This is a genomic window from Halarcobacter bivalviorum, assembly GCF_003346815.1.
Lineage (GTDB): Bacteria > Campylobacterota > Campylobacteria > Campylobacterales > Arcobacteraceae > Halarcobacter > Halarcobacter bivalviorum.
Genome location: NZ_CP031217.1, coordinates 368,393 through 393,555 on the forward strand (window position 1 = coordinate 368,393; position 25,163 = coordinate 393,555).

At 27.8% G+C, this 25,163-nt stretch carries 18 protein-coding genes; 8 read left to right on the forward strand and 10 right to left on the reverse strand.

The genetic code is table 11. From position 1 onward, the window contains the following. The first annotated feature begins 148 nt into the window (after nt 1-148). From rpoB to ABIV_RS01920, 6 genes are all read left to right on the forward strand, one after another. Nucleotides 149-4,297 carry a DNA-directed RNA polymerase subunit beta gene (gene rpoB, locus ABIV_RS01895; RefSeq protein ID WP_114838278.1) on the forward strand — a complete coding sequence of 1,383 codons (4,149 nt, stop codon included), beginning with the start codon at nt 149-151 and terminating at the stop codon, nt 4,295-4,297. Then, on the forward strand, nt 4,287-8,825 hold the full coding sequence (gene rpoC, locus ABIV_RS01900) for a DNA-directed RNA polymerase subunit beta' (RefSeq protein ID WP_114838279.1): 4,539 nt from the start codon (nt 4,287-4,289) through the stop codon (nt 8,823-8,825). Before rpoB ends, rpoC begins: the two co-directional genes overlap by 11 nt. Before the next feature lie 36 nt (nt 8,826-8,861). After that, nucleotides 8,862-9,251 carry a hypothetical protein gene (locus tag ABIV_RS01905; protein WP_114838280.1) on the forward strand — a complete coding sequence of 130 codons (390 nt, stop codon included), beginning with the start codon at nt 8,862-8,864 and terminating at the stop codon, nt 9,249-9,251. 54 nt (nt 9,252-9,305) lie between these two features. Beyond that, nucleotides 9,306-10,013, forward strand: coding sequence for an EAL domain-containing protein (locus ABIV_RS01910; RefSeq protein ID WP_114838281.1), 708 nt, complete (start codon nt 9,306-9,308; stop codon nt 10,011-10,013). Nucleotides 10,014-10,040: 27 nt separating this feature from the next. Beyond that, nucleotides 10,041-10,328, forward strand: a complete 288-nt coding sequence (locus ABIV_RS01915) for a YciI family protein (protein ID WP_114838282.1) — start codon at nt 10,041-10,043, stop codon at nt 10,326-10,328. A gap of 156 nt (nt 10,329-10,484) precedes the next feature. Further along, nucleotides 10,485-11,705, forward strand: coding sequence for a tyrosine-type recombinase/integrase (locus ABIV_RS01920; RefSeq protein ID WP_114838283.1), 1,221 nt, complete (start codon nt 10,485-10,487; stop codon nt 11,703-11,705). An 87-nt stretch (nt 11,706-11,792) separates the two neighbouring features. Here the strand turns inward: ABIV_RS01920 and ABIV_RS13665 are convergent, their stop codons facing one another. From ABIV_RS13665 to ABIV_RS01940, 4 genes are all read right to left on the reverse strand, one after another. Then, nucleotides 11,793-12,890 carry a restriction endonuclease subunit S gene (locus ABIV_RS13665; protein ID WP_114838284.1) on the reverse strand — a complete coding sequence of 366 codons (1,098 nt, stop codon included), beginning with the start codon at nt 12,888-12,890 and terminating at the stop codon, nt 11,793-11,795. Beyond that, on the reverse strand, nt 12,865-14,790 hold the full coding sequence (locus ABIV_RS01930) for an HsdM family class I SAM-dependent methyltransferase (protein WP_114838285.1): 1,926 nt from the start codon (nt 14,788-14,790) through the stop codon (nt 12,865-12,867). Before ABIV_RS01930 ends, ABIV_RS13665 begins: the two co-directional genes overlap by 26 nt. 116 nt (nt 14,791-14,906) lie before the next feature. After that, nucleotides 14,907-15,338, reverse strand: a complete 432-nt coding sequence (locus ABIV_RS01935; RefSeq protein WP_114838286.1) for a hypothetical protein — start codon at nt 15,336-15,338, stop codon at nt 14,907-14,909. A 29-nt stretch (nt 15,339-15,367) separates the two neighbouring features. Then, nucleotides 15,368-15,769 carry a hypothetical protein gene (locus ABIV_RS01940; protein WP_114838287.1) on the reverse strand — a complete coding sequence of 134 codons (402 nt, stop codon included), beginning with the start codon at nt 15,767-15,769 and terminating at the stop codon, nt 15,368-15,370. Between the two features lie 98 nt (nt 15,770-15,867). On the opposite strand from ABIV_RS01940, the gene ABIV_RS01945 reads away from it, so the two are divergent. Next, on the forward strand, nt 15,868-16,161 hold the full coding sequence (locus ABIV_RS01945; RefSeq protein WP_114838288.1) for a hypothetical protein: 294 nt from the start codon (nt 15,868-15,870) through the stop codon (nt 16,159-16,161). 138 nt (nt 16,162-16,299) lie between these two features. On the opposite strand, the gene ABIV_RS01950 is transcribed toward ABIV_RS01945, so the two are convergent. Continuing rightward, nucleotides 16,300-16,722 (reverse strand): zinc ribbon domain-containing protein, encoded by a 423-nt coding sequence (locus ABIV_RS01950; protein WP_114838289.1) that lies wholly within the window; start codon nt 16,720-16,722, stop codon nt 16,300-16,302. Beyond that, nucleotides 16,709-16,978, reverse strand: coding sequence for a hypothetical protein (locus ABIV_RS01955; protein ID WP_114838290.1), 270 nt, complete (start codon nt 16,976-16,978; stop codon nt 16,709-16,711). The genes ABIV_RS01950 and ABIV_RS01955 overlap by 14 nt, the downstream gene beginning before the upstream one ends. Before the next feature lie 97 nt (nt 16,979-17,075). Between ABIV_RS01955 and ABIV_RS01960 the strand changes: the two genes are divergently transcribed. Next, nucleotides 17,076-17,312 (forward strand): helix-turn-helix transcriptional regulator, encoded by a 237-nt coding sequence (locus ABIV_RS01960; protein ID WP_114838291.1) that lies wholly within the window; start codon nt 17,076-17,078, stop codon nt 17,310-17,312. 3 nt (nt 17,313-17,315) lie between these two features. Here ABIV_RS01960 and avs4 read toward each other — a convergent pair whose 3' ends face one another. From avs4 to ABIV_RS01980, 4 genes are all read right to left on the reverse strand, one after another. Next, complete coding sequence (gene avs4, locus ABIV_RS01965; protein WP_114838292.1) at nt 17,316-22,022, reverse strand: AVAST type 4 anti-phage nuclease Avs4; 4,707 nt, start codon at nt 22,020-22,022, stop codon at nt 17,316-17,318. Nucleotides 22,023-22,130: 108 nt separating this feature from the next. Next, a complete protein-coding gene (locus tag ABIV_RS01970) occupies nt 22,131-23,612 on the reverse strand; it encodes a plasmid recombination protein (protein WP_162917965.1) in 1,482 nt (493 codons plus the stop codon). Between the two features lie 325 nt (nt 23,613-23,937). Beyond that, nucleotides 23,938-24,516 carry a phage replisome organizer N-terminal domain-containing protein gene (locus tag ABIV_RS01975; RefSeq protein ID WP_114838294.1) on the reverse strand — a complete coding sequence of 193 codons (579 nt, stop codon included), beginning with the start codon at nt 24,514-24,516 and terminating at the stop codon, nt 23,938-23,940. 137 nt (nt 24,517-24,653) lie between these two features. Beyond that, a complete protein-coding gene (locus tag ABIV_RS01980) occupies nt 24,654-24,854 on the reverse strand; it encodes an AlpA family phage regulatory protein (protein WP_114838295.1) in 201 nt (66 codons plus the stop codon). Nucleotides 24,855-25,163: the final 309 nt, after the last annotated feature.

A 25,163-nucleotide genomic window follows, 5' to 3' on the forward strand; every position in this document is an offset into this window, starting at 1 on the left:
ATGCAGGGCTTAGGCCCTTGCATAAAATCAGCATCTTTGAAGGTTAAGGTTAGAATTTTTCAAGGAATTTTAACCCTATCCTTTAAGGATGCTTTTGCGCTTTATAAACAAAGCTAAAAAGTAAACCACATTTTTAATAAGGTCGACAATGTTAAACTCTTTAAAATCTGGTAATAGACTTAGAGTTGATTTTGCAAAAAATCCTCAACAAATTGAAATTCCAAATTTATTACAATTACAACAAAACAGTTATGAAAATTTCCTAATGATAGGAAAAGATGAAAGAGACGAGGCTGGTGTAGAAAAAGTTTTCAAATCAGTTTTCCCAATTCATGATGCACAAAACAGAATAACATTAGAATATTTAGGTTCTGAGGTAGGAAAACCTAAGTATGATGTTAGAGAGTCAATGGTAAGAGGACTAACTTACTCTATACCTTTAAAAATCAATATTAGATTAACTTTATGGGATTTAGACGAAAAAACTGGTGAAAAAATCGGTGTTAAAGATATGAAAGAGCAATCTTTATTTATCAGAGAAATTCCATTAATGACAGACAGAACTTCATTTATTGTAAATGGTGTTGAAAGAGTTGTTGTTAATCAATTACACAGATCTCCAGGTGTTATCTTTAAAGAAGAAGAATCAAATACTGCAGGAAATAAATTAATCTACACAGGTCAAATTATTCCTGATAGAGGGTCATGGTTATATTTTGAATATGATGCAAAAGATGTATTATATGTAAGAATTAACAAAAGAAGAAAAGTTCCTGTAACAATTCTTTTTAGAGCTCTTGGTTATTCAAAAGAAGATATCGTTAAATTATTTTATCCAATTTTAAATATTAAAATTAAAAACAATAAATTCTTAACAGAATTTAATCCTGATGATTTTACAGGAAGAGTTGAATTTGATATTAAAGATGATAAAGGTAATTTAGTTATTGCTGCTGGTAAAAGGCTTACAGCTAGAAAAGCGAAAGCTTTAGTTGATGGTGGTCTTAAATTAGTAGAGTATCCAGTTGATTTATTAATGGATAGATCAACAGCTAATACAATCTTTGATCCAGAATCAGGAGAAGTATTATTTGATGCTTTAACTACATTAGATGAGTTAAAACTTAAAAAATTACTTGACCTTGGTTTTGATAATTTTGATATTGCAAATGATTTAGCTTCAGGTGTAGATAACTCTATTATCAATGCATTTAAACAAGATGCAGAGTCTTTAAAACTATTAAAACAAACTGAGCAAATTGATGATGAAAATGATTTATCAGCAATCAGAATTTATAAAGTTATGAGACCAGGTGAGCCTGTAACTAAAGAAGCTGCAAAAGAGTTCGTTAGAAAACTATTCTTTGATCCAGAAAGATATGACTTAACTAAAGTTGGTAGAATGAAAATGAACCACAAGTTAGGTGTAGATGTTCCTGAATATGTAACTGTATTAACTTATGAAGATATTATCAAAACTGTTCAGTATCTTGTAAAAGTTAAAGCTGGTCATGGTCACATCGATGATAGAGATCACTTAGGTAACAGAAGAATTAGAGCAATTGGTGAATTACTTGCAAATGAGTTACACTCTGGTTTAATTAAGATGCAAAAAGCAATTAGAGATAAAATGACTACTTTATCTGGTACATTAGAGGATATTATGCCTCATGATTTAGTTAACTCTAAAATGATTACATCAACTATTACTGAGTTCTTTACATCTGGTCAGTTATCACAATTTATGGATCAAACTAACCCATTATCTGAAGTTACTCATAAAAGAAGACTTTCTGCACTTGGTGAAGGTGGTCTTGTTAAAGAGAGAGCTGGATTTGAAGTAAGGGACGTTCACCCAACTCACTATGGTAGAATCTGTCCAGTTGAGACTCCTGAGGGTCAAAACATTGGTCTTATCAATACTTTATCTACATTTGCGAAAGTAAATGAGTTAGGATTTATTGAAGCTCCATATAAAAAAGTTGTTGATGGTGTTATATCTGATGAAATCATCTATGTAACTGCTACTCAAGAAGAGGGAATGATTATTGCTCCAGGTTCAACAAAAGTTGATGATAATGGAAAGATTGCAGAAAACTTAATTGAAGCAAGACAAGATGGAGAGATTCTATTAGTAGAAAGAAGCAAAGTTAATTTAATTGATATTTCTTCTCAAATGGTAATGGGTGTTGCTGCATCTTTAATTCCATTCTTAGAACACGATGATGCCAACAGAGCACTTATGGGATCGAACATGATGAGACAAGCTGTTCCATTATTAAGACCAAATGCTCCAATTGTTGGTACAGGTTTAGAAAAAACTGTAGCAAGAGATGCATGGGAAGCAATTAAAGCAAAAAGAGCTGGTATTGTTGAAAAAGCAGACTCTAAAAACATTTACATCTCTGGTGAAGATGAAAATGGTGCATTTATTGACCATTATGAAGTAAACAAAAATGTTAGAACTAATAATAATACATCTTTTGGACAAAGAACTGCTATTAAAGAAGGTGATTTTGTAGGAAAAGGTCAAGTTATTGCTGATGGTCCTTCAATGGATAATGGAGAGTTAGCTGTTGGTGTTAATGCAATGGTTGCCTTTATGCCATGGAATGGATATAACTATGAGGATGCTATTGTTTTATCTCAAAGATTAATTGAAGAAGATGCCTTTACTTCTGTTCATATTTATGAAAAAGAAGTTGAGTGTAGAGAACTTAAACATGGTAATGAAGAGATTACTAGAGATTTACCAGGTGTTAAAGAAGAATCAATTACTCACTTAGATAATTCAGGTATTGTTAAAGTTGGTACGCATGTTAAATCAGGAATGATTTTAGTTGGTAAAGTTACTCCAAAAGGTGAAATTAAACCAACTCCAGAAGAGAGATTATTAAGAGCAATCTTTGGTGAAAAAGCTGGTCACGTAATTAATAAATCATTATACTGTCCAACTTCAATGGAAGGTGTAGTTGTTGATGTTAAAGTATTCACTAAAAAAGGATACGAAAAAGACGAAAGAGCAGTTGCAGAAATTGAAGCTGAGAAGAATGAATTAGATATTAAGCATCATGATAAATTATTAATGCTTGATAGAGAAGAAATTCTAAAAATTAATGATTTATTATCTAAAGCATCATTAGAAAAAGATTTAGAGCTAGATGGTACAACATTCAAAAAAGGTGATAATATCCCTGTTGATGTATTAGCAAATGTTAATAGATTTGCTATGAAAAAAGTTGTTGCATCATTCTCTAAAGAAGTAGAAAAACAATATAACACAATTAAAGATCACTTTATTAAAGAGAAATCAACTCTAAGAGAAGACCATGAAGAAAAACTTCAAGTATTAGAGCATGATGATATCTTACCAAGTGGTGTTATTAAACAAGTTAAAGTTTATATTGCAACTAAGAGAAAAATCAAAGTTGGGGATAAAATGGCAGGAAGACACGGTAACAAAGGTATCGTTTCTAATATTGTTCCTCAAGTTGATATGCCATACTTAGAAGATGGAACTACAGTTGACGTTATTCTTAACCCACTAGGGGTACCTTCAAGGATGAATATTGGTCAGATTATGGAAGTTCACTTAGGATTAGTTGGTAAAAAAATTGGTAACCAAATCCAAGAAATTTTTGAAGCAAAAAGAGAAGAGTTTATTAAAGAACTTAGAGAAAAAATGACTGAAATTGCTTCAGTTGCTAAACTTATGAAGGGTAAAGAGTTCATGGACTCATTATCTGATGAAGAGTTAGTAAAATATGGTCAAGACTGGGCAAAAGGTGTAAGATTTGCAACACAAGTATTTGATGGTGTTGAAGTTTATGAGTTTGAAAAACTATTTGAATTAGCAAAAATTGATTCAGATGGTAAATCTACACTTTATGACGGTAAAACTGGTGATAAAATGAAAGAGAGAGTAAACGTAGGTTATATGTATATGCTGAAACTTCACCACTTAGTTGATGAAAAAGTTCACGCAAGATCTACAGGACCTTACTCACTTGTTACACAGCAGCCAGTTGGTGGTAAAGCATTATTTGGTGGACAAAGATTCGGAGAGATGGAAGTTTGGGCACTTGAAGCTTATGGTGCAACAAATGTTCTTAAAGAGATGTTAACGACTAAGTCGGATGACGTTGAAGGTAGAACTAGAGCATATAGAGCTATTGCAAATGGTGAAAACGTTCCAAGGTCAGGTGTTCCTGAAACATTCTTCGTATTAACTAAAGAGCTTAAAGCTCTTGGACTAGATGTTGATATTTTTGACGAGGTAGAAGATAATGAGCAATAATGAAAAAGTATTAGAACCTATTGAAATTAAAGAGTTAGAAAGACCGCAAGATTTTTCTGCTTTTCAATTAAGACTAGCAAGCCCAGAAAAAATTCTTTCTTGGTCTTCTGGTGAGGTTAAAAAACCAGAAACTATTAACTATAGAACATTAAAACCAGAGAGAGATGGTCTTTTTTGTGCAAAGATTTTCGGACCTGTAAAGGATTACGAATGTCTTTGTGGTAAATATAAAAAGATGAGATACAAAGGTGTTGTATGTGAAAAATGTGGTGTTGAAGTAACTTCATCTAAAGTTAGAAGACACAGAATGGGTCACATTGACTTAGTATCTCCAGTTGCTCATATCTGGATGGTATCTTCTTTACCAACAAGAATTGGTACATTACTTGGTGTTAAATTAAAAGACTTAGAAAGAGTACTTTATTATGAAGCATATATTGTTTCTGCATCAGGTGAAGCATACTATGACAACGAAAAGACTAAAAAAGTTAATAAATATGATATTTTAAATGAAGAACAATACAGAACTATTTCTGATTTATTTGACCACACTGGTTTCGAAGCAAACATGGGTGGAGAAATAATTAGAGAGCTACTAGAAAATCTTGATTTAATTGAATTATTAACTGTATTAAAATCTGAAATGTCTGCTACTAAGTCTGAAGCAAAAAGAAAGACTATTGTAAAAAGATTAAAAGTAGTTGAAAACTTTATTAACTCTGGAAATAAACCTGAGTGGATGATGTTAACTCAATTACCAGTACTTCCACCTGATTTAAGACCTCTTGTATCATTAGATGGTGGTAAATTTGCTGTTTCAGACGTTAATGACCTTTATAGAAGAGTTATTAACAGAAATAATAGACTTAAGAGATTAACAGAACTTGATGCTCCTGAAATCATTATTAGAAATGAAAAAAGAATGCTTCAAGAAGCAGTAGATGCATTATTTGATAATGGTAAAACTGCAAATGCTGTTAAAGGTGCAAACAAAAGACCACTTAAATCTTTATCTGAAATCATTAAAGGTAAACAAGGAAGATTTAGACAAAACTTACTTGGAAAAAGGGTTGACTTCTCTGGAAGATCTGTAATTGTTGTTGGACCATCTTTAAATATGGACCAATGTGGTATTCCTAAGAAAATGGCTTTAGAGCTATTCAAACCACACTTAATGGCTAAGTTAGAAGAAAAAGGTTATGCAACTACTTTAAAATCTGCAAAAAGATTAATTGAGTCAGAAGCAAATGAAGTATGGGAATGTTTAAATGAAATCGTTGATGAATATCCAATTTTATTAAACAGAGCTCCAACTCTTCACAAACTGTCTATTCAAGCTTTCCACCCAGTATTAATTGATGGAAAAGCAATTCAGTTACACCCATTAGTTTGTGCGGCATTCAACGCCGACTTCGATGGTGACCAAATGGCAGTTCACGTACCGTTATCACAAGAAGCTATTGCAGAAGCTAAGATTCTTATGATGTCATCTATGAACATTCTTTTACCAGCATCTGGTAGAGCTATTGCTGTACCATCACAAGATATGATTTTAGGTATTTACTACCTATCATTAGAAAAAGATGGTGTAAAAGGTGAACATAAATTAGTTACAGATGTAAATGAAGCTAAAATTGCATTAGAGATGGGTCAAGTTGACTTACATGCAAAAATTAGAACAAAAGTAGAAGATAAAGTAATTCATACAACAATTGGTAGATTAATTATTAAAGAAATCTTACCTGATTTTGTACCAACTACTTTATGGAATAAAATTTTAAAGAAAAAAGATATTGGAACATTAGTTGACTATGTTTATAAATATGGTGGATATAAAGTAACTCCAATTTTCTTAGATGATCTTAAAAACTTAGGTTTTAGATATGCAACTGAAGCTGGTATTTCTGTATCAATTGATGATATTAAAGTTCCAGAAACTAAGCCAGAACATATTGCTAAATCTAAAAAAGATGTAATTGAAGTTCAAAAGCAATTTGCACAAGGTTTATTAACTGAGCAAGAAAGATATAATAAAATTATTGATATCTGGACAGAGGTTAATAATAAACTTGGTTCTGAGATGATGGATTTAGTACAATCAGATAAAGATGGATTCAACTCTATTTATATGATGGCTGACTCAGGAGCAAGGGGTTCTGCAGCTCAGATTAGACAGTTATCAGGTATGAGGGGTCTTATGGCTAAACCTGATGGTACTATTATTGAAACACCAATTATTTCAAACTTTAGAGAAGGTCTAAACGTACTTGAGTACTTTATTTCTACTCACGGTGCTAGAAAAGGTCTTGCGGATACAGCTTTAAAAACAGCGAATGCTGGATACTTAACAAGAAAGTTAATCGACGTATCTCAAAACGTAAGAATCACAAATGAAGATTGTGGTACTCACGAAGGTATTGAAATTACAGATATCTCTTCTGGTAATGAGTTAATTGAGTCTTTAGAAGAAAGAATTACTGGTAGAGTAATTGCAGAAGATATTATTGATCCTATTTCAAATGAAATTTTATTTGCAGAGGGGACATTAATTACTGAAGACGATGCAAAAGTTGTTGCAGAAGCTGAAGTTAAATCTGTTGTAATTAGAACTCCATTAACTTGTAAAGAAGAGATTGGTTTATGTTCAAAATGTTATGGTCTAAACTTAGGTGAGCAAAGAAAAGCTACTCCAGGTGAGGCTGTTGGTGTTGTTGCTGCTCAATCAATTGGAGAGCCAGGAACACAGCTTACACTTAGAACATTCCACGTTGGGGGAACAGCATCTGCAACTCAAACAGAAAGAGAGTTAAGAGCTGATAAAGAAGGTTTCATTAGATACTACAACATTAGAACATATACTGATAGAAATGGTAGAAAAATTGTTTCTAACAGAAGAAATGCTGGTATCTTATTAGTTGAACCAAAAATTAATGCACCATTTAAAGGTAAAGTAACAGTTGAGACAATTCACGAAGAGACAATCTTAACTATTACAAATGGTAAAGAAGAGAAGAAATATTACTTAAGAAAGAATGACGTTGCTAAACCAAATGAGTTAGCAGGTGTATCTGGTAAAATTGAAGGTAAATTATATCTTCCATACAAAGACGAATTTGAAGTTGAAGAGAATGAATCTATCGTTGAGATGATTAAAGATGGATGGAACGTTCCAAACAGAATTCCTTTTGCTTCTGTATTAAAAGTTGAAGATGGAGCTCCTATTACATCTACAATAGTTTCTGGTGCTAAAGGTATGGTTAAATACTATAAGCTTAAAGGTGACTATTTAGAAAGAAGACATGACATTAAAGCTGGTGAAGCTGTAAATGAAAAAGGTCTATTTGCTGTTATCGTTGATGTTGATGATAGAGAAGCTTTAAGACACTATGTAGCAAGAGGTTCTGTAGTTGAATTAGATGATAACTCTTCAGTAGAAAAAGATTCAGTTATTGCAAATCCTGCAAGTGCTGAGCAAGTAGTTATTGCTGAGTGGGATCCATATTCAAACCCATCTATTGCAGAAGAAAAAGGTAAAATTGCATTTGAAGATGTTATTCCAGGTGTAACAGTTGCTGAGCAATTTGATGAGTTAACAGGTACTTCTAAATTAGTTGTTAATGAGTATATCCCTGCTGGTTATAAACCAACAATTATTCTTGCAACTGAGAATAAAGAGTTATTAAGATACTCTTTAGAGCCAAAAACTTCATTATTTGTAAATGAAGGTCAAGAAGTAGAAGTTGCTGATATTCTTGGTAAAACACCAAAAGCAACTCAAAAATCTAAAGATATTACTGGAGGTCTTCCAAGAGTATCTGAATTATTTGAAGCAAGAAGACCAAAATCAATTGCTGTTCTTGCATCATTTGATGGTATGGTTTCTTTTGGTAAACCTTTAAGAAACAAACAAAGAATTATTGTTACTGATGAAAATGCTAATAAAGCAGAGTATTTAGTAGAGAAGTCTAAACAAATTTTAGTACACGAAGGTGAGTTTGTTCATGCTGGTGAGGCATTAACTGATGGTCAAGTTTCTCCTCATGATGTATTAAGAATTTTAGGTGAAAAAGCATTACATTACTTTATTGTATCTGAAGTACAACAAGTATATAGATCTCAAGGGGTAAATATTGCTGATAAACATATTGAGGTTATTTTATCTCAAATGTTAAGACAAGTTTCTATCTTAGATGGTGGAGATACTAAGTTTATTATTGGGGATATGGTTTCTAAGAAAAGATTCCAAGCAGAAAATGCAAGAATCATTAAATTAGGTGGTAAACCAGCAATTGCTGAACCATTATTACTTGGTATTACAAGAGCTGCTGTAACATCAGACTCTATTATCTCTGCGGCATCATTCCAAGAGACTACTAAAGTATTAACAGAAGCTGCTATTTCTGCTAAGATGGATATGTTAGAAGACTTAAAAGAAAACGTAGTTATTGGTAGAACAATTCCTGTTGGAACTGGTCTATATAAAGACAAAAAAGTTAAATTTTCTTCAACTGAAGAAGATTCTGAGTAAAACCAAAAAGGGCTTCGGCCCTAATGGTGTATAAAGATGGATATTCTTTCTCTTTTTTTCATTTTTGTAGCCATTGAACTCTTTGAAACAAACTGGCAAAAATCTGATACTTTACATGGTATATTAGCTAATAACTATAAAGTATATAGATACAATATCTTTTTATTTTTTTTATTAAATTTTAGTTTTATATATTCAATATTTTTAGTTATATATTTACAAAACAACTCTTTTTGGATGTTAAGTATTGTAGGTATTAAGTTTTTAGATATTGCCTTTAAACTAAATATAATGTCAAAGATTGCAGCTAATACTGAACTTGATGAAATTATGCCAAATATTAAAATAGGACTACTTTTTAGATATGCAAATGTACTTATCTATCCTATTACATTTCTAATAGCAACAAATTATTTTAATTTATAAAATTGATAATCACTATTAATAATATTTAAGTGATTTATTGCTATTATTTTGCTTATGAACACACAAGAATTTAGATATTTAATTAAAAATGCAAAATACCAAACAAAATATGAGCCTATAATTAATTCAAAAAATGAATCAATATATGCTTATGAGGCACTTTCAAAATTTGAAATAGATCAAGAGATAATTAGTACAGAAGAAATATTTAGAAAACTTCATCATAATAATCTTCTTTTTTTTGAATTAGAAAGAAGAAATAAAGAGTTACAAATAGAATGTTTTGATGAAGATAAAAAATTATTTTTAAATTTTGATGCTGATATAGTAAATACAATTGAACAAAAAGAGTATTGGGAAGACTTTTTAAAACCACATAAAGAAAATATTGTTGTTGAAATAACAGAAAATGGAAGTGATGATGAAAAAAGTACTAAAATAATTCATCAGTTTAGTCAATGGCTTAAAAATAAAAATATCGATTCTGCTTTAGATGATTTTGGACAAGATGGTTCCATGTTCTCTTTTTTTCTTATGTCAAGAAGTAAATATATAAAGATTGATAAATCATTCTTAGCTCAAATAAGAGAAAATAAAAACTATACATTTTACTTAGAAGGTTTATTAAAAACAATAAAAATGAATAATCAAAAATCAATTATTGAAGGAATAGAAACTAAAGAAGATTATGATTTGGCAGTAAACCTAGGATGTGACTATATGCAAGGCTATTTTTTTAATGATTTAGTAATTATAAAATGATATACTTTTAAAAAAGAAGGAGATAAGATGCAGTACTTAGTAATCGCTTATGACAATGAAGGGGCCTTAGAAAAAAGACTTGCAGTTAGAGATGCTCATGTTGAGGGAGCAAAAAAATTAATGGCAGAAGGAAAGATTATCCAAGCAGGTGCTTTAATTGAAGAAGAACAAATGGTTGGTTCAACTTTATTTGTTGATTTTGAAGATGATGATGAAATCAATGAATGGTTATCAAATGAGCCATATGTACAAAATGGTGTTTGGAATATGGAAGAGTTCCAAATCGTTCCTGTTAAGTTACTTCCTAAAGATTAATAAATAATCACAAAAACCCTATAAAATCGATACTTTGTAGGGTTTAAAACTGCAAAACAATAACAATCAATTACAAACTTTTTAGAATAATTACAGTATTTTTACGGTATTATTGACGGTACTGAGAAACTTTTAGAAAGTGAGTACCGTAATAAAATGGCAAGAACCGTTAAACCCCTTAATGATACGCAACTTAAAAATGCTAAAGCTAAAGAAAAAGATTACAAACTAAGTGATGGTGAAGGTCTTTATTTTGTAGTTAAAAAGAATGGAACAAAATCATGGAGATATGACTTCACTTATGGTGGAAAAAGAAAATCTATGTCTTTTGGTATTTATCCTACTGTATCTTTAAAAGATGCAAGAACAAAAAAAGATGAAGCTAAGTACTCATTAGCTAATAATGTAAATCCTATATCAATTAAAAAAGCTAAAAAGACATCTGAAACAATAACTTTAAGTGATGTAATAGAAGATTGGTTAGAGTTAAGAAAAAAGAGTAAATCAGAAGCTACTATTATTCAAAATAAAAGAATACTAAAAAATATCACTATATGGTTAGGTAATATAGCAATAAAAGATATTAGAAGAATAGATATTATAAATGCTTTACAAAAGTATCAAGAAAAAGGTGTAATAGAATCTGCTCATAGATTACTAGCTTTAGTAAATAAAATATATATGTATGCAGTTACAAATGAATATGTAGAGCATAATATCATTGCTGATATAGATAAAAAATCAATTCTTGTACCAAATAAAAAAGATGCACACCTTCCAGCACTTATAGAACCAGAAGATATTAAACAGTTGCTTATTGATATAAATTCAATAAGTGAAAAATACAGAAGTGATATAAGTACTATATTTATCTTTAAACTACTTCCTTATATATTTGTTAGAAGTGAGAATATAAGATTAATGAGATGGAATGAATTAAATTTAGAAGAGGGCTATTGGGCTATACCAAAAGAGAAGATGAAAATGAATATAGAGTTTGTTTGTCCTTTGCCTCATCAAGCTATTAAGCTTATAAAAGAAATAGAGCCTTATTCAAGACATAGAAGTGAATTTGTATTTCCATCACCTCAAAAAAGTGATAGAGGTGTATCAGGTGCAACTCTAAGTGATACATTAGTAAGACTTGGATATCAAAATAGACATACAGTACATGGCTTTAGAAGTATGTTTTCAACAATTGCACATAATCTTTATAAAGAGCATGGTTTTCATTCTGATATTATAGAGGCTTGTTTAGCTCATAAAGAAAGAAATAGAGTTAAAGCATCATATAATAGAGAATCGAAATTTAAATACTTTGAAGAGAAGAGGGAGCTTATTCAATGGTATGCTAATTGGTTGGATAGGTTAAAATAAAGAAGTGTTAAAAGTCTCATATCAATCTGATAAAATATTAAAGATTGACACAGAACTTGAACACTATGAATTTAAAATACTAATGTATTATTTTTCTTTAAAAGTTAAATATTGCTTGATTTTTTTATACTTCATATTAATTATGTATTGTGCCATATAAACATAATCAGGTTCTTCTTTATCATTTATTGGTAAAAGTATTTTTTCTCTTGATATTCTTTTATCGTTAATTTCTCTATTAAAATTATACTTTTCGGATAACCTACTTGTTAATGTAGAAATGAATAAATATATATATTCATTAAAGTTTTCATTTTTTAAATGTGTAATATGATCACTTGCCACAAACTCGTAAGAATGATAAAAACTTGCACCTACACTACCACTATTTGCCAAACTTAGACAATCACTAAATATTCTAACTTTCTCTTCATTCTCTATATAGTTATCAACTCCATTATTAGCTCTAGAAGAAGACACATAAGGCTTCTTACCTTGTATCTGATTTGCTTTTGTAAGTCTTTTACCTCTTTGTATTTCTGTGAATATATCTGTTAAAAAAAACTCTTTCCAATTTTTTTCTTGTAAATTATCAATTTTTTTATAGTTTAACTTTTTGAATACTTTTTGAATATACTGCTTATATTGTTCTTGTTTTTCAATTAAAATATTTTTACCATAAGTTTCCATATAGTTCCAGTCAAGATTTCCTTTATTGGTTATTGGTAACATTATTTTAGTTCTAAATAATCGTCCCAAGGTAGCACCATTCCCACCCCAATTAAACTTTTCCATTTGAACTTCTATTAAAGGTATTAAAAATAAAGCATTAAACTTATTAATCTTTTTATGTCTCAATACTTGAATATTTTGCCCTGTATAAAAACTATGTGGTTGGTAAAAAACTGTTTGAGTATCAAGTCCAATAGTTATAACATTACCTTCATCTAAATTGTATTTATCTAATTGATTTATTGTGATGAATTGATTAATACCATTATCAATATTTGATCTTGTTATATAGGGTATATTGCTATTTTTTTCTTCAATATTTAATTTGTTTTTATCTATTCCACTTGAACTAGAAGTGATATCAAATAAGCCATTCTCTCCACCAATAAAAAATTCCTTCCATTGAATCTCATTTAATTTTACTATACTATTTTTTGTTGTTTTCTTTGTCATCTTCAACTCCAAATAAATAATCTCTTTCATTCATTATCATAGAAAACTCAAAAGATAAATAATTTCCTACTACTTTTTCAAAATCTTCATTTGTTGGTATTTCATCATTGAAATAATAAAAACTATGAAGCCACTCATCCTCAGCTTCAATAGTAGTATTTACACAAAACTTAGTTTCTGCTTCAATTCTATCAAACCAAACATCTAATAAGTGTTGTTTTCTATCTTTTGCCTGTTCTGTTTCAATTAGTCCAATATGAGGACTTACTTTAAAACCATCTTCTTTATAATCAATAAACTTACTTATTTTATCTTTTGGATGTGGTGTCCCAGTTGTAAATACTGCAATACAAGGCATAGTTCCAACGCCATAAAAGGTATCTTTATTAAGTGTGATAACTCCCTCTAATGTATGCTTTTTCAAAATGTTTTCTTTTATTGATTGTTCTTCTTTAGTTTTACCAGTCATTGAAGATTGAGGGATAATAACTATTGCTCTACCATCTTCAACTAAACTATCTAATAAGTGTTCTGTAAATGATATTTCATATAAATCTGGGTTTTGTTTTGAACCTTGAGAATAAGGTGGATTCATCATTCCTACGGTTGCTTCTGTTGATAATTGTAATTTACTAGGTTCTTGTTTTAAAAAGTTTTCATTAATTAGATTACTTTTTCCATCCCCTCTTAAAATCATATTTGTTGTAGCAATGGTAAACATATCAGCTCTTTGTTCTATTCCATGAAGTTGTTTTTGTCTGATACTTTTCTTAACATTTTCATTATCTGTTTGGATTAACATATGGTGCATTGCTGCAATTAAAAAACCTGCTGTTCCTGCACACGGGTCTAAAACTATATCTTCTGTTTTAATATCTACTAATTCACAAAATAAATCTGTAATATGTTTAGGAGTTAATACAATACCTAATGTTTGACCATCTCCACCAGAATAAGACATAAATTCACCATAAAATCTACCTATGTAATCCTCTGATGATTTAGAGTATTTAATACTTTTATAAATTTTTTTATTTAAAAATTCTGTATAGTGCTTTAAAGGTGTTTTGTTCAATGTATCATTGATTTCATTAAGTACTTGTTCACTTTTAAACATTCCAAATTGACTCAGTATTTTATCTCTTTTAACTTCTGGAGAAACTTTTGATCTTCTTAGGTTTGACTCAATTGCATGATAGATTTTATCTCCATCAGTATTTATTTCATCCCCTGTTAAGTCCTCAATAGAAAAGTTTTTAAATTCTGTTTCTCTTAATGCTAATAATATTCCTGATACTATAATGGGTTTATGAATATCCTTTAAATTACCATAGTTTCTTAAGTCCTCATGCAGGTCACTAGCATCTTTTAAAATTTCTGACAACTCTTTTTCTTTATCAGTTTCTTCTTGTAGAACCTCTCTTACATAGTATTCATCAATATTATCTTTATTAAATGAAATAAGACTCTCAACCTCTGGTAGCTCCCTATAAAATTTAGTTTCATCTATAAATAGTGGGCTTATTTTGTGTTTCTTTTCATCTCCAGATATACCGAATGCAATAACTTTATTATAAGTTGTATTTTCAACTAAATGTTTTCCATAAAATAAAGCTCCATTAACTGCATAGTCTTTAATATCTTTTACATTATCACTAATAACTTTATCTTTTAACTTAATATGTTTATCAACTGATGCTTTATTTTCTATAACTAATATAAAATCTTTTACAACACCAACATACTCAGGAAATCCAACTTTGCCAGTTCCACCTTTTGAAGCTGTTTTTAATGCTTCATCAATCTCTTTTATTGAACTACCTTGGGGATCTAAATCTATATTAACTTCTTTTAATAATTCATATACCCATAAATCTGTTTTAACTTCTTTTTTTGCCATAAGTCTTAATATCTCCCAACAATAATAATACTAGTATTTTTATTGTGGGTATTGTATCTAACTTATTATTCTACATCGTTTATATAATGTAAATAAACTTGTTATAAAATATTATATTAATTAGGTTTTGATCTTTTTTTATTATCATTCTTTAATTTCATTAATTCTAATTTCAATTCTTCTAATGATAAATTTAGTTTTATTATTTTTTCATTTTGTTTTTTCTCTTTTATCGCATCATCTATAACAAATTTACTTTGTGCCATATATAATGGAAGTGTAAAAAGTATTAAAAAAGCACTTACCAATAATTTAACCCAAAAATTACTTTTTTCAAAAAAAGTTTGAAGGACTGTATATCCTAATAGTATCCCTGAGAAGAGAATAGTTAGGTAAAAATTATGATTAATATCATAGTCTTTATTCCCTGGATAAATTATAGTCCAAGTATCACTAGAAAAATATTTAGGGAGTTCATCTTTTAATATAAGTAAAATTATACACATTATTATAACTGGCAATATATTTTCAATTAATTTAATTTTCATTTTATTAGTCCTTTTTTATTTTATGATTATTATTTATATAAATAGCTATCAACTTCCATTTCATAGCCTCTATCACTTTTTTCTGTTAAATCAGATTCTTCAACTTCAATCTCATATCCATACTTGTCTAAATAACTAGTTTGTTCCAAGTACTTATCTGAAAATGCAAATAAAGTAGGATCTTTAATCATTCGTTCTGATTCAGCTAATAAATCAACAAGTAAGTCAACTTTTTGATTAGGTTCTAATCTAATTAGCTCTTTAATATCATCAAACTCTTCCATTGCTTCATCAAGAAACATTGCTAACCTAAATGGACATTTATATTTTTTTATTTCATTAATAAAATACTCATTTTCAGTCTCATAATAGAATGTTGCACAATCTCCAACTGGCTCTACTGGTTTTCCTAATTTTAATTCAATAAGCATAGTTTTTCCTTTTAAATTTGAATATAAAAACTTTACAATTGTATTTATTAAGTAGTGATTATATATAATATTATAAATAATCATTATTTGGAGAAAAAATGGAAGATTTATCAACACAAAATATTGACAAAATATCCTATAATATAGCCTCTTTATCAAAAGATATGTATGAGATAAAAAAGACTATTTTATCTAAAGAAAAAGAGAAAGAAAAAATATCTAAAAAAGATAAAAAAAGAAGAGAAAGTCTTAAAAAGGCACAAGCTAAGTTTAAAAATGTATCTACTAATCTTAGTGCTGAAGATTATGAAAAGTTTGAAAAAAGATCTATTGAATTAGGTATGAGTAAATCTGCTTACTTAAAAAAATTGATTATGGATGATTTATCATAGTAGTGTATTATATATTTAACAAGTTAAATTATTTAAAGAACTTTGTAAAATCTAAGTCTAGCCATTTCTAGGAATTTTCAATTTATGGTCTTTGAATGCAGTTCCTATTCTTACTGTGTTGTGAGTTTATTTGATTGGTTAACCTAGTTTGATTCCAATAGCAACTACTATCATTACTGCTATTATTGGAAAAGCTATTTTATTTATTTTGTTTATACTTTTATCATGACTGTAATCGTGAACTCCACCATCAACTGTTTCAAATTTTCTTCCAAACTTTTTAACTATCTTTGACATTAAATTACCAATTATTAAAATAGATGTTGAAAAAGCTATGATATATACTAAAACTAAGTTATTATCATTGATAAGGTTCATCTCTTCAAAGAAACCCCCTACACCAATAGCTATTACTATTGCTAAAAATACTCCTACAAAAGAACCACCTAGTTTTTCTAAAGAGTTTTTTAGACTATCTTCAAGATTTTCTCCACATTGTGGGCAAGTTTTAGCATTTGTAGATACTACATTTTCACATTCGGGACATTTAATTAATGCCATTATTTCTTTCCTTATAAAATTGTGTTAATACTTTAGATAGTTCTATCATTTCATCTTTATCATTTTGATCATCATTTATATAAAAGACTTGTTTTAGTTCATAATGATCATCTATAAAGTTAAATTCAAATTGACCAAATTTTATATCTGCTGGGAGATCATCCTCTTGTAATTTGTCTTTGAATTTTTGATCTGTTATTTCCATATACTCTTTTAAAGCATTTTGAAATGATTTGATATCTATTTTTTCTTGCATTTTATTACACTTTATTTGTTTTATTCATCTATAGCTGAATGATTTAAATATTCTATATTGATAGACTTTAAAAAATAATTAACCATTAGGTGAATAATTGAATAAACTCTATGAAGATGCAGAAGAATTTTATAAATTAGTATCAACAAATGTGAAAAAATATCGCCAAGAGAAAGGCGAATCACAATTAGAATTCTCACAAAATGTAGGATTTAATTCTGTGAGTTTTTATTGTGATTGTGAGAATAATAAAAATGGAAAACATTTTAATTTATTACATGTAGTAAGAATTGTAGATTATTTAGATATTGATGTAAATAAATTAATATATTAAAATTTATATAACACTTTCTCTCAACATGTAACCTACTACTGAACCTTTTTCTATTAAAAAATTTAATACTATCAATACTTTACCCTTTAATATTTTGGTTGTTCTAATTCTGTCACGATTTCTATAAATATATCTTTTAATATAATGTTCAATGTAATATATAGTATTTGTTTCTAGTTTTTTATCAATATAATTTTTATTTGTATCTAAAATTGTAGATAGCCAATTTATTCCATCTTCTAAATAGGGAGTTCCTATGTCATTCAATAGTTTTGAGAATGAATATAAAGTAGATGGGCAATGACCAATGTTTTCAGAAATATCTCTAAAAAATCTTTTATTTTGTTCTTTAAATGAACGCCAGTCTTTAGCAGTTTCTTTCCATCTAATTTCAGCAAAGAGATAACTTTTTATTATTTTATCTACATAGCTGTATTCATCACCATCCTTACATATTTCAAATATTTTTTCTTTAAAACTATTCCAAATAAACCAAAAATTATCATATGTATTTAAATTATCTTCAGCATGAATAAATTCTTTTAATAAATCTGCTATATGTTCGGATTTATTGAATTTAACTATAAATGGGTCTAAGTATTTTTGTATCTCATTTTGAGGTAAATGTAATACAAAGTAAGCATATTTTTGCATGAAATCATGTTTGATAGTGTAGTCTATATTATCATCATTATTACTTGAAAGTAAGGTATTTGCAAATTTTGAAACAATTGATAAAACTATTTCTTTATGATTTTTATCTTGTGTTTTACTTGGAATAAGCCTAAATACTGTTTTTAGGGAGAAGAAGTCTAATTTATTAAAGTCTAAGCTGTCAAACTCTATTTTATTTTCAATGATTTCTAGAAATATATCTTTATTTTCCTCATAGAGTCTTTCTAGACTATTACATTGATAGGAATAAACACCTTTATCATAATTTTCTTGCCTAATTTTTAGGATTAACTCATCATATAGAGGTTTTAGAAATATATATCCAAATAATAAAGATTGAGCATCATCAAAATGTTTTTCCCATAAATCATTTATTGCTAACATTGGAAAAATATTAAAATTTTCATGTTCTAATATTCCACCTACATGATCAGTTCTAAATAATCCTAGAAGTAAAATAAGTTTAATATCTTCTTTTTTATCAGCAAAACTATTAAATAAAATAGGCATTACTGAAAAAGCTTGTTGAACACCATCTGAGATTTGATATTGATAACTTGGATTAAGTGAAAAAGTCGCTATTTCTAGTATGATTTTTTTACAAAATTCTTTTGTATCCGTATCTAAATCTTGAAAGTAATCTCTTATTAATACAGAACAAACAAAAATAGGAGTAGACCTATTAAATAATATAAAATTATTTTCATCATCATCTACATTTTTATTTAATTTATTAATTATTTTTTGTACATCTTTAATTGCATTTTCGGGGTTTTTATTATATTGAGTATATTTCTCTGCTTTTTTATCATTTTTGAATTTATATTCAGCCCAAAGTTTTAATGGAGTATATATTAATGACTCACTATTTTTACTAATTGATGCTTCACTAAATTCTTTTAAATCTGATTCTAATTCGGGATTAAAATTTATAATGGTACCTTCTTCAGTTTTTTCTACTGTTGGTGTCATTTTTCTTTTATCCATTCTTGCTAAGTAAATTCGCCAAGTTTTATTAGATTCACTTTGTGTTGTCTCTTCTGATAATTTAGCATAATAATTATCCAAGATAGACCATAAATTTTCTTGTCTTTTATTTACTTCTTCATCAGATACATCTTTACTTTTAAAAAATTGATAATTTAAAAAAAGATTTTCTAAAGTAGAATTGCGATGTTTGTCTTTGCAAGTACTTATTCTTTCTTCATCGAAAAAACTATTATGGTTTGAACCCCAACTTTTACCAATTGAATATAATGATTCCGCACCTTGGTCTGAAATTAATCTTGCAGTATCTTGTATAAAAAATTCTCTTGTTTTAAATAATATTTGAGCAACATTAAATGTTTTATCAGGATAAGCTAAAACTATACTTGAAACTACAGAAGAAATTGAAGCTGATTTTGAATGTTTTAAAAGGTAAATTAACCAACTCTCAAGAGTTTCACTTTCAATATCTTTTCCAATTTCCAAAAAGTATTTTTCTAAAGCCATATGAATAGATTGAAGTAAATATGGACTTATAGGAGAACTTGTACCCCTATACATATTCCAAAGACAATGACTTATATATTGCTCTTGGTTAGTATTTTTATCTATTGATACATTAACTACCTTAACTGAGTGGTCAAACTTAGAAATAACATATTTTTCTATTGATTTATTAGTAAACTCTAAAATAAAATTAATAGTTTCTTTAGGATTAGATTGTAATAACCAGTAAATAGGTGTTTGATAAGCACTAGCAGGATGATAATCTGAATGATTGCTTTCTAATCCAAAGTGTTGCTCAACTTCTATCCTTGAACGATATAATCTATCGTCTTTTTTGGGAGTATATGTCCAAAATAAATTGGCTAATTCTAAAATATGTTTTGGCAGATTTTTAACAATCGGAATAGCTTCAATTTTTGTCAGAACAAACTTTATTAAATCATTATATGGTTCTCCATGATTCTTCCATTTATTTTCTAAAATTTCATTGAAAATATTTTCTAATTCATATTTTATTTCTGATGAACCATTTATTATAGCTTGAAAAAGTTCTTTTTTTGAATCATCTCTAGACCAATAAACATCTTCTTCAATAGTCCACTGATAAAATTGTAAAGCAATTAAACTGGAACATTTTGTAGTTTCTCCATTATTATTTTTATTATTCCAGTCATGTATTACAGGCAGAATAAAATTTATATTTTTTATTCCTATTTCTTCTAAATTGTCAAAAACAAATTTAATAAGATAACTCCAACCTTCTCCTTTTGGTTTTGTTAGTACATATTTTAAAGAGAATATATTTAGACTTTTAATTCCCATTTGTAAAAATAAATCATTATCAAGTTCTTTGCATGTCATTCTTAATATAAAAGTAATACGTTTTAATAGTTTTTGTTCATTTTCTAATAATTCATCTTTGAAAAGTTCAAAGAAAACTTTTGAATAATCTGATAGTAAAACAGAAACCAATAATTCATCTTTCCAAAATTGTTCAATTTGCTTATTTGTAATAATTTCATCAATAAATGTTTTAATAGTCTCATCTTGAAGAAGTAATTTTTCAGATATCCAATTTCTAAAGCTTCTACGAATTGGTAGTGATTGTCCAATTTTTTTTAAAAAATCCAATTCATTGGATCTTCTTATATATTCTACTTCAATTATTTCTTCAAGTGCCCATTCTTCATAAATATCATGAGTTATAAAATATCCAGCTTTCTCATATCCTAATATACCATCTTCCACTAATTCATGTAAAATAGTTGATTCACAATCAGAAATAATAAAAAATTGCCCACTATTTGCTCTTTCATATGCGATATTGAAAAAACATCTTTCTCTTTCAGGTTTAGATTTTTTTATTATTTTATTCCATAGTTCATTTTTGAAATCATTATAATTTAACTTATTAGCTTCATTGTAATATTTTAAATATTTATTTAAATAAAATGGATTTTTTATTAGTGTTAATAGTTTCTCATCAGTGGGCAATGTAAAAGAATATTTTTCAGATAATTCATTTAATTCTTTTTGTTTTAAAATATTAATATTAATATTTAAAGGTGCTATATTATAAATTTCAGATAAATCTGTATATAAATTTTCTAAATAATGATTTCTTGTAGTGAATATAATTTGCCATTTATTTCTTATTAATATTGCTAAGAATTCTTTAAAAGGGTCTGTGTTTTTTAAGTCTAAAAGTTTTTCAGCAGAGTCTATTACAATAATTTTATTTTTTTGTTCTTTTGTCGCTTCAGAAAATTCATAAAAAGTAAAGTCTTTAAACAAATCATTTATATGTCTTAGTTCAAACTCCGTAGCCTTAAATACAAAAAAAGAAGATACTTCTTTAAAGTGTTCGTATAATTTTTTTATAATTACTGTTTTTCCCACTCCTCCAATACCTGTTAAAATTGAAACTTTTTGAGATAGTGCCTTTAATTTTTCTATACAATATTCTCTATTTATTTCAATATCTTGATTTTTAAAAGTAATTTTTGTATGGATTTCATTTAGAATATTTTCAGTATGTTGTTTTTGTTCTTCTAATAAATTAAAGATACTTTTTTCCTGTACAAAAAAATGCTTTGCAAAAATTTGATTATTGCTTGATACAAATTCAGATTCAAAAAAACTAGCTGTTTTCCATTCTAATGTTATATTTAATTCTTTGGCTTTATTTTCAACTTCAATTAAACCTTTAGGCTTTTTACCTTTATTTTGTCCCCATTCTTGATTTGTATAAAAATATAATTTAGTAATATTTGAGTAATATTTTTTTGACTTTTCAATAGTAGATAATATTTCTTCTTTATGGTCAGATAATGAAGTTTCATAAAATTTTGCTTGCCATCCTATTATCTCATCTTTAACATTTATAGGGTCAGTTTCTATAGCTGCTTGATTTATATAACGAAAAATTCCAAACTCTCTGTTAAACTCTTTACAAAATAGTAAATAACAAAACCATTCAAAATTATATTGAGGGTTTTCACTAAACTTTGCTTTAAAAATATTCCAGTTTGGTTTAATCATATTGTATCTCTTTATCAAAAAATTTGTTTCATTATTATATCTAACTAACATAAACTAGAAAATAATTATATCTACAAAAGGTCTATATATTTTAAGAATTAAGATAAATCACTTTAATTTATTATGATTTATCTTTCTCCCTTTATCTTCACTTCCAGTATATTTAGCAACCTTAGAAACTATGACATCTAAATCATCTTCACATTTAAGATATTTACTTATTTGAGTAAATGCTTCATCCATTCTTTTGTGTTCTTCTTGCATAATATCAAGGTTATGCAGTTTTATTTTAAGGTCATTTACTTCATCTTTTAATTTTTTATTTATACCAAAGTATGCTTTTGATTGTTCAACTTTTACATTAAGTTCTTTGGTTAAAGTTTGTTCTTCTTGCAGTTGTTCTTGTAAGCTTCTATTTTCACCTATAAGCTTGGTATATCTTCTTTTGGTTACATAGTATGTATTTATATTGTTTTGTTGTTTTAAAAGTGTTTTATTCTCTTCTATGAGCTTTTTATTTTCAAGTAGTAAGTCTTTTGGGTGATTTTGTCCATTAATTGCATTTGCAAACTCATTATACTTTTTTAGGTGCTTAGCATAGAAGTTAAGATACTGTTTTAATTTATTTTTATCTACTTTTGTAAAACCTAGCTTAGCGGTAATACATTCATCTAATATTTTATCTGTATTATAAACCTTAGTTGGTTTTATATCTATGGTTGGTTTATCTTCTTTTATGGTATTGATTGTAGTTTCAAGTTCTTCTTTTTCTTTTGTAATTGATTCTAAGGTTAAACTTTCATTCTTAAGCTCTAATCTTGCTTTTTTAACTAAACTGTCAATACTATCAAGTTCACTTTTTAATTCTTTCTTATCTTCTACAGTTTTCTTTAGGTTCTTCTTTTGAGATTGAAGTTGTTTGATATGGTCTTGTATATCTTTTTTAAGTTGTTTAATCTCTTCTTCATGCATCTGTCTAACAGACAGATGTTTTGCAGTAGACTTTCTAACACCTCTTTCAAGTCCTATATCTTTAAAAGTAGATGCAACAATATCTTGAAACTCTGATAGTCTTCCACTTTTTCTTAGGTTATACCATACAGCTTCACCATTTTTTGTATGGTTATTAAAAGCAAAGTGCATATGAGGTGTCTTCTCATCATAATGAATTACATAATGAGATAACTTAATGCTATCATCACCTAAGATAGTATGTATCTTATCTTGGATTAGTGGTACTGAATCTGTAAAAGATTTTTCTAGTTGCTCTTTGGTTACTTTACCTTGTTCTAGCCATTCGTTTATAATAGGACTTAGGGTAATGACTCCCGTTAGATGATCTGATTGTTTACTCTTTTGTAAGTTTCTATGATGTTTCTTTTTATATAATTGATTATATTCATCAAAGCTTTTTTTAGCTTGTTGTTTTAATTGTTTTGGATCATACCCAAAATAGATATTATCAAACTTGTTGTGGTACATATTATGTCTTAAGTAATTGGGTTTAGCAATTCTAAAGTCATGGTTTATACTTTGGATAGTTTTACTAGTAGTTGCAAAACGAACTTGTACTTTCTTTGTTTGATTCAAAATACTTCTCCTTTAAGTATAGAATAATGGGGATTTTTAAGGGTGGCGACTGTACCCCTTGAACTTACAACCTAACACAAAGTGAGAGGTTAGTAAGTTGTATTTATGGTTTACCTAAATACATGGTACATAGGCACACAGTGCATACGTACTTCTTATGTTTTTAAATTAAATAGTTTAAAATATATTTGTACGTAAAATCAATAATTTTTTTGGCTGGCACGATTTTTTTATCTTATTTAATTTATTAATGTTTATCCAAAAACTATTAGATAAAAAAATGTGTGTACTGCGTATCTTTTAGTTGTTTATACTTTAAAATTAACTAAGCAGTATCATGAGCAGTTGATTTGGTTGTTCTTGGTTTCTGTGTGTAAGCTCTTGACTTTTTCTTTTTTTCTTTTTCTACTTCATACATACACATCAAAGCGTCCCAATTAGTATAATCTAAATCTGATTCTGTCTCTTTCTCTCTATCTGGTTCTATCTCTACTGGACTTTTTGGGACTCTTGTTGGACAATGTCCACTTTGTTTATTCTTAGAACGTTGATTTCTTTTTATTTCTGCCCATTTTGTCTCAGAACCTACCATATTTTGGGTTTCTATCATAAATAGTGTGCCATCATCCCATCTTTCCATTAATTTAAGTTCTATAAATAAATTAACTGCAACTTTTACTGTATCAATTGATGTATCTGTTATCGTTGCTAGCATATCAGGGGAATATGGAATTGTATTTCTAAAAAAAAGTTCTCCTTCATTTTCTACACTTTTAAGTAAAAGTTTCAAGTAAAATATGATGTAGTCTTTCCCATTTTGTTGATTTTCAATTATTTTGATTTCTTCTCTATCAAAAAAATCATTCTTTAGTTTTAACCAAAAAAACTTTTTATTGGTATTCATTATTTACCTTTAATATATGATTTAAAGTTAAATAATCATGTGCAATTTATAATATGTTATAATGCAAATGATTAAAACCTATCTTGGGATTTAATTAACGCTCTCTCTTTCACTCGCCAAAGTCTTAAGAGAGAGTTTTAAGAAACTCTATTATTTTGCATTTGTAAATTAATCCACTCTCTAATTTCTTTTTGTGAATATAACTTTGTTTTAGTATTTGCTAATCTAAAACTTTGCGGAAAAGTTTTATCTGTTTTTATATCTTCATAAAATTTTCTTGTTGATACATTTAGTAGATTACATACTTCTTTTATTTTAAGTAATTTGTCATTTTCCATTTGATTATTTTCCTTTCTTTTTTTATATGTTCTGAAAATTTTAGTTTATTTTTTGAGAATTGTCGATAAAAAGTAAAAGTCCCTATAAATGGGCTTTTTATTAAGAAAATATATTGTTTTTTAGCGTTATGTTTTTATATATTTAATATTAATTTATATATAATAAAACAAAAGATTGATAAAAGACCTAACTTAATATAAATTGTTAGTTTTAAAAATTAATTTAATATTAATGATAAAAATCGATATAAAATATTACGGTATTTTTTGCGGTACTATAAATATATTATTTTGGATAAAGTAAATATT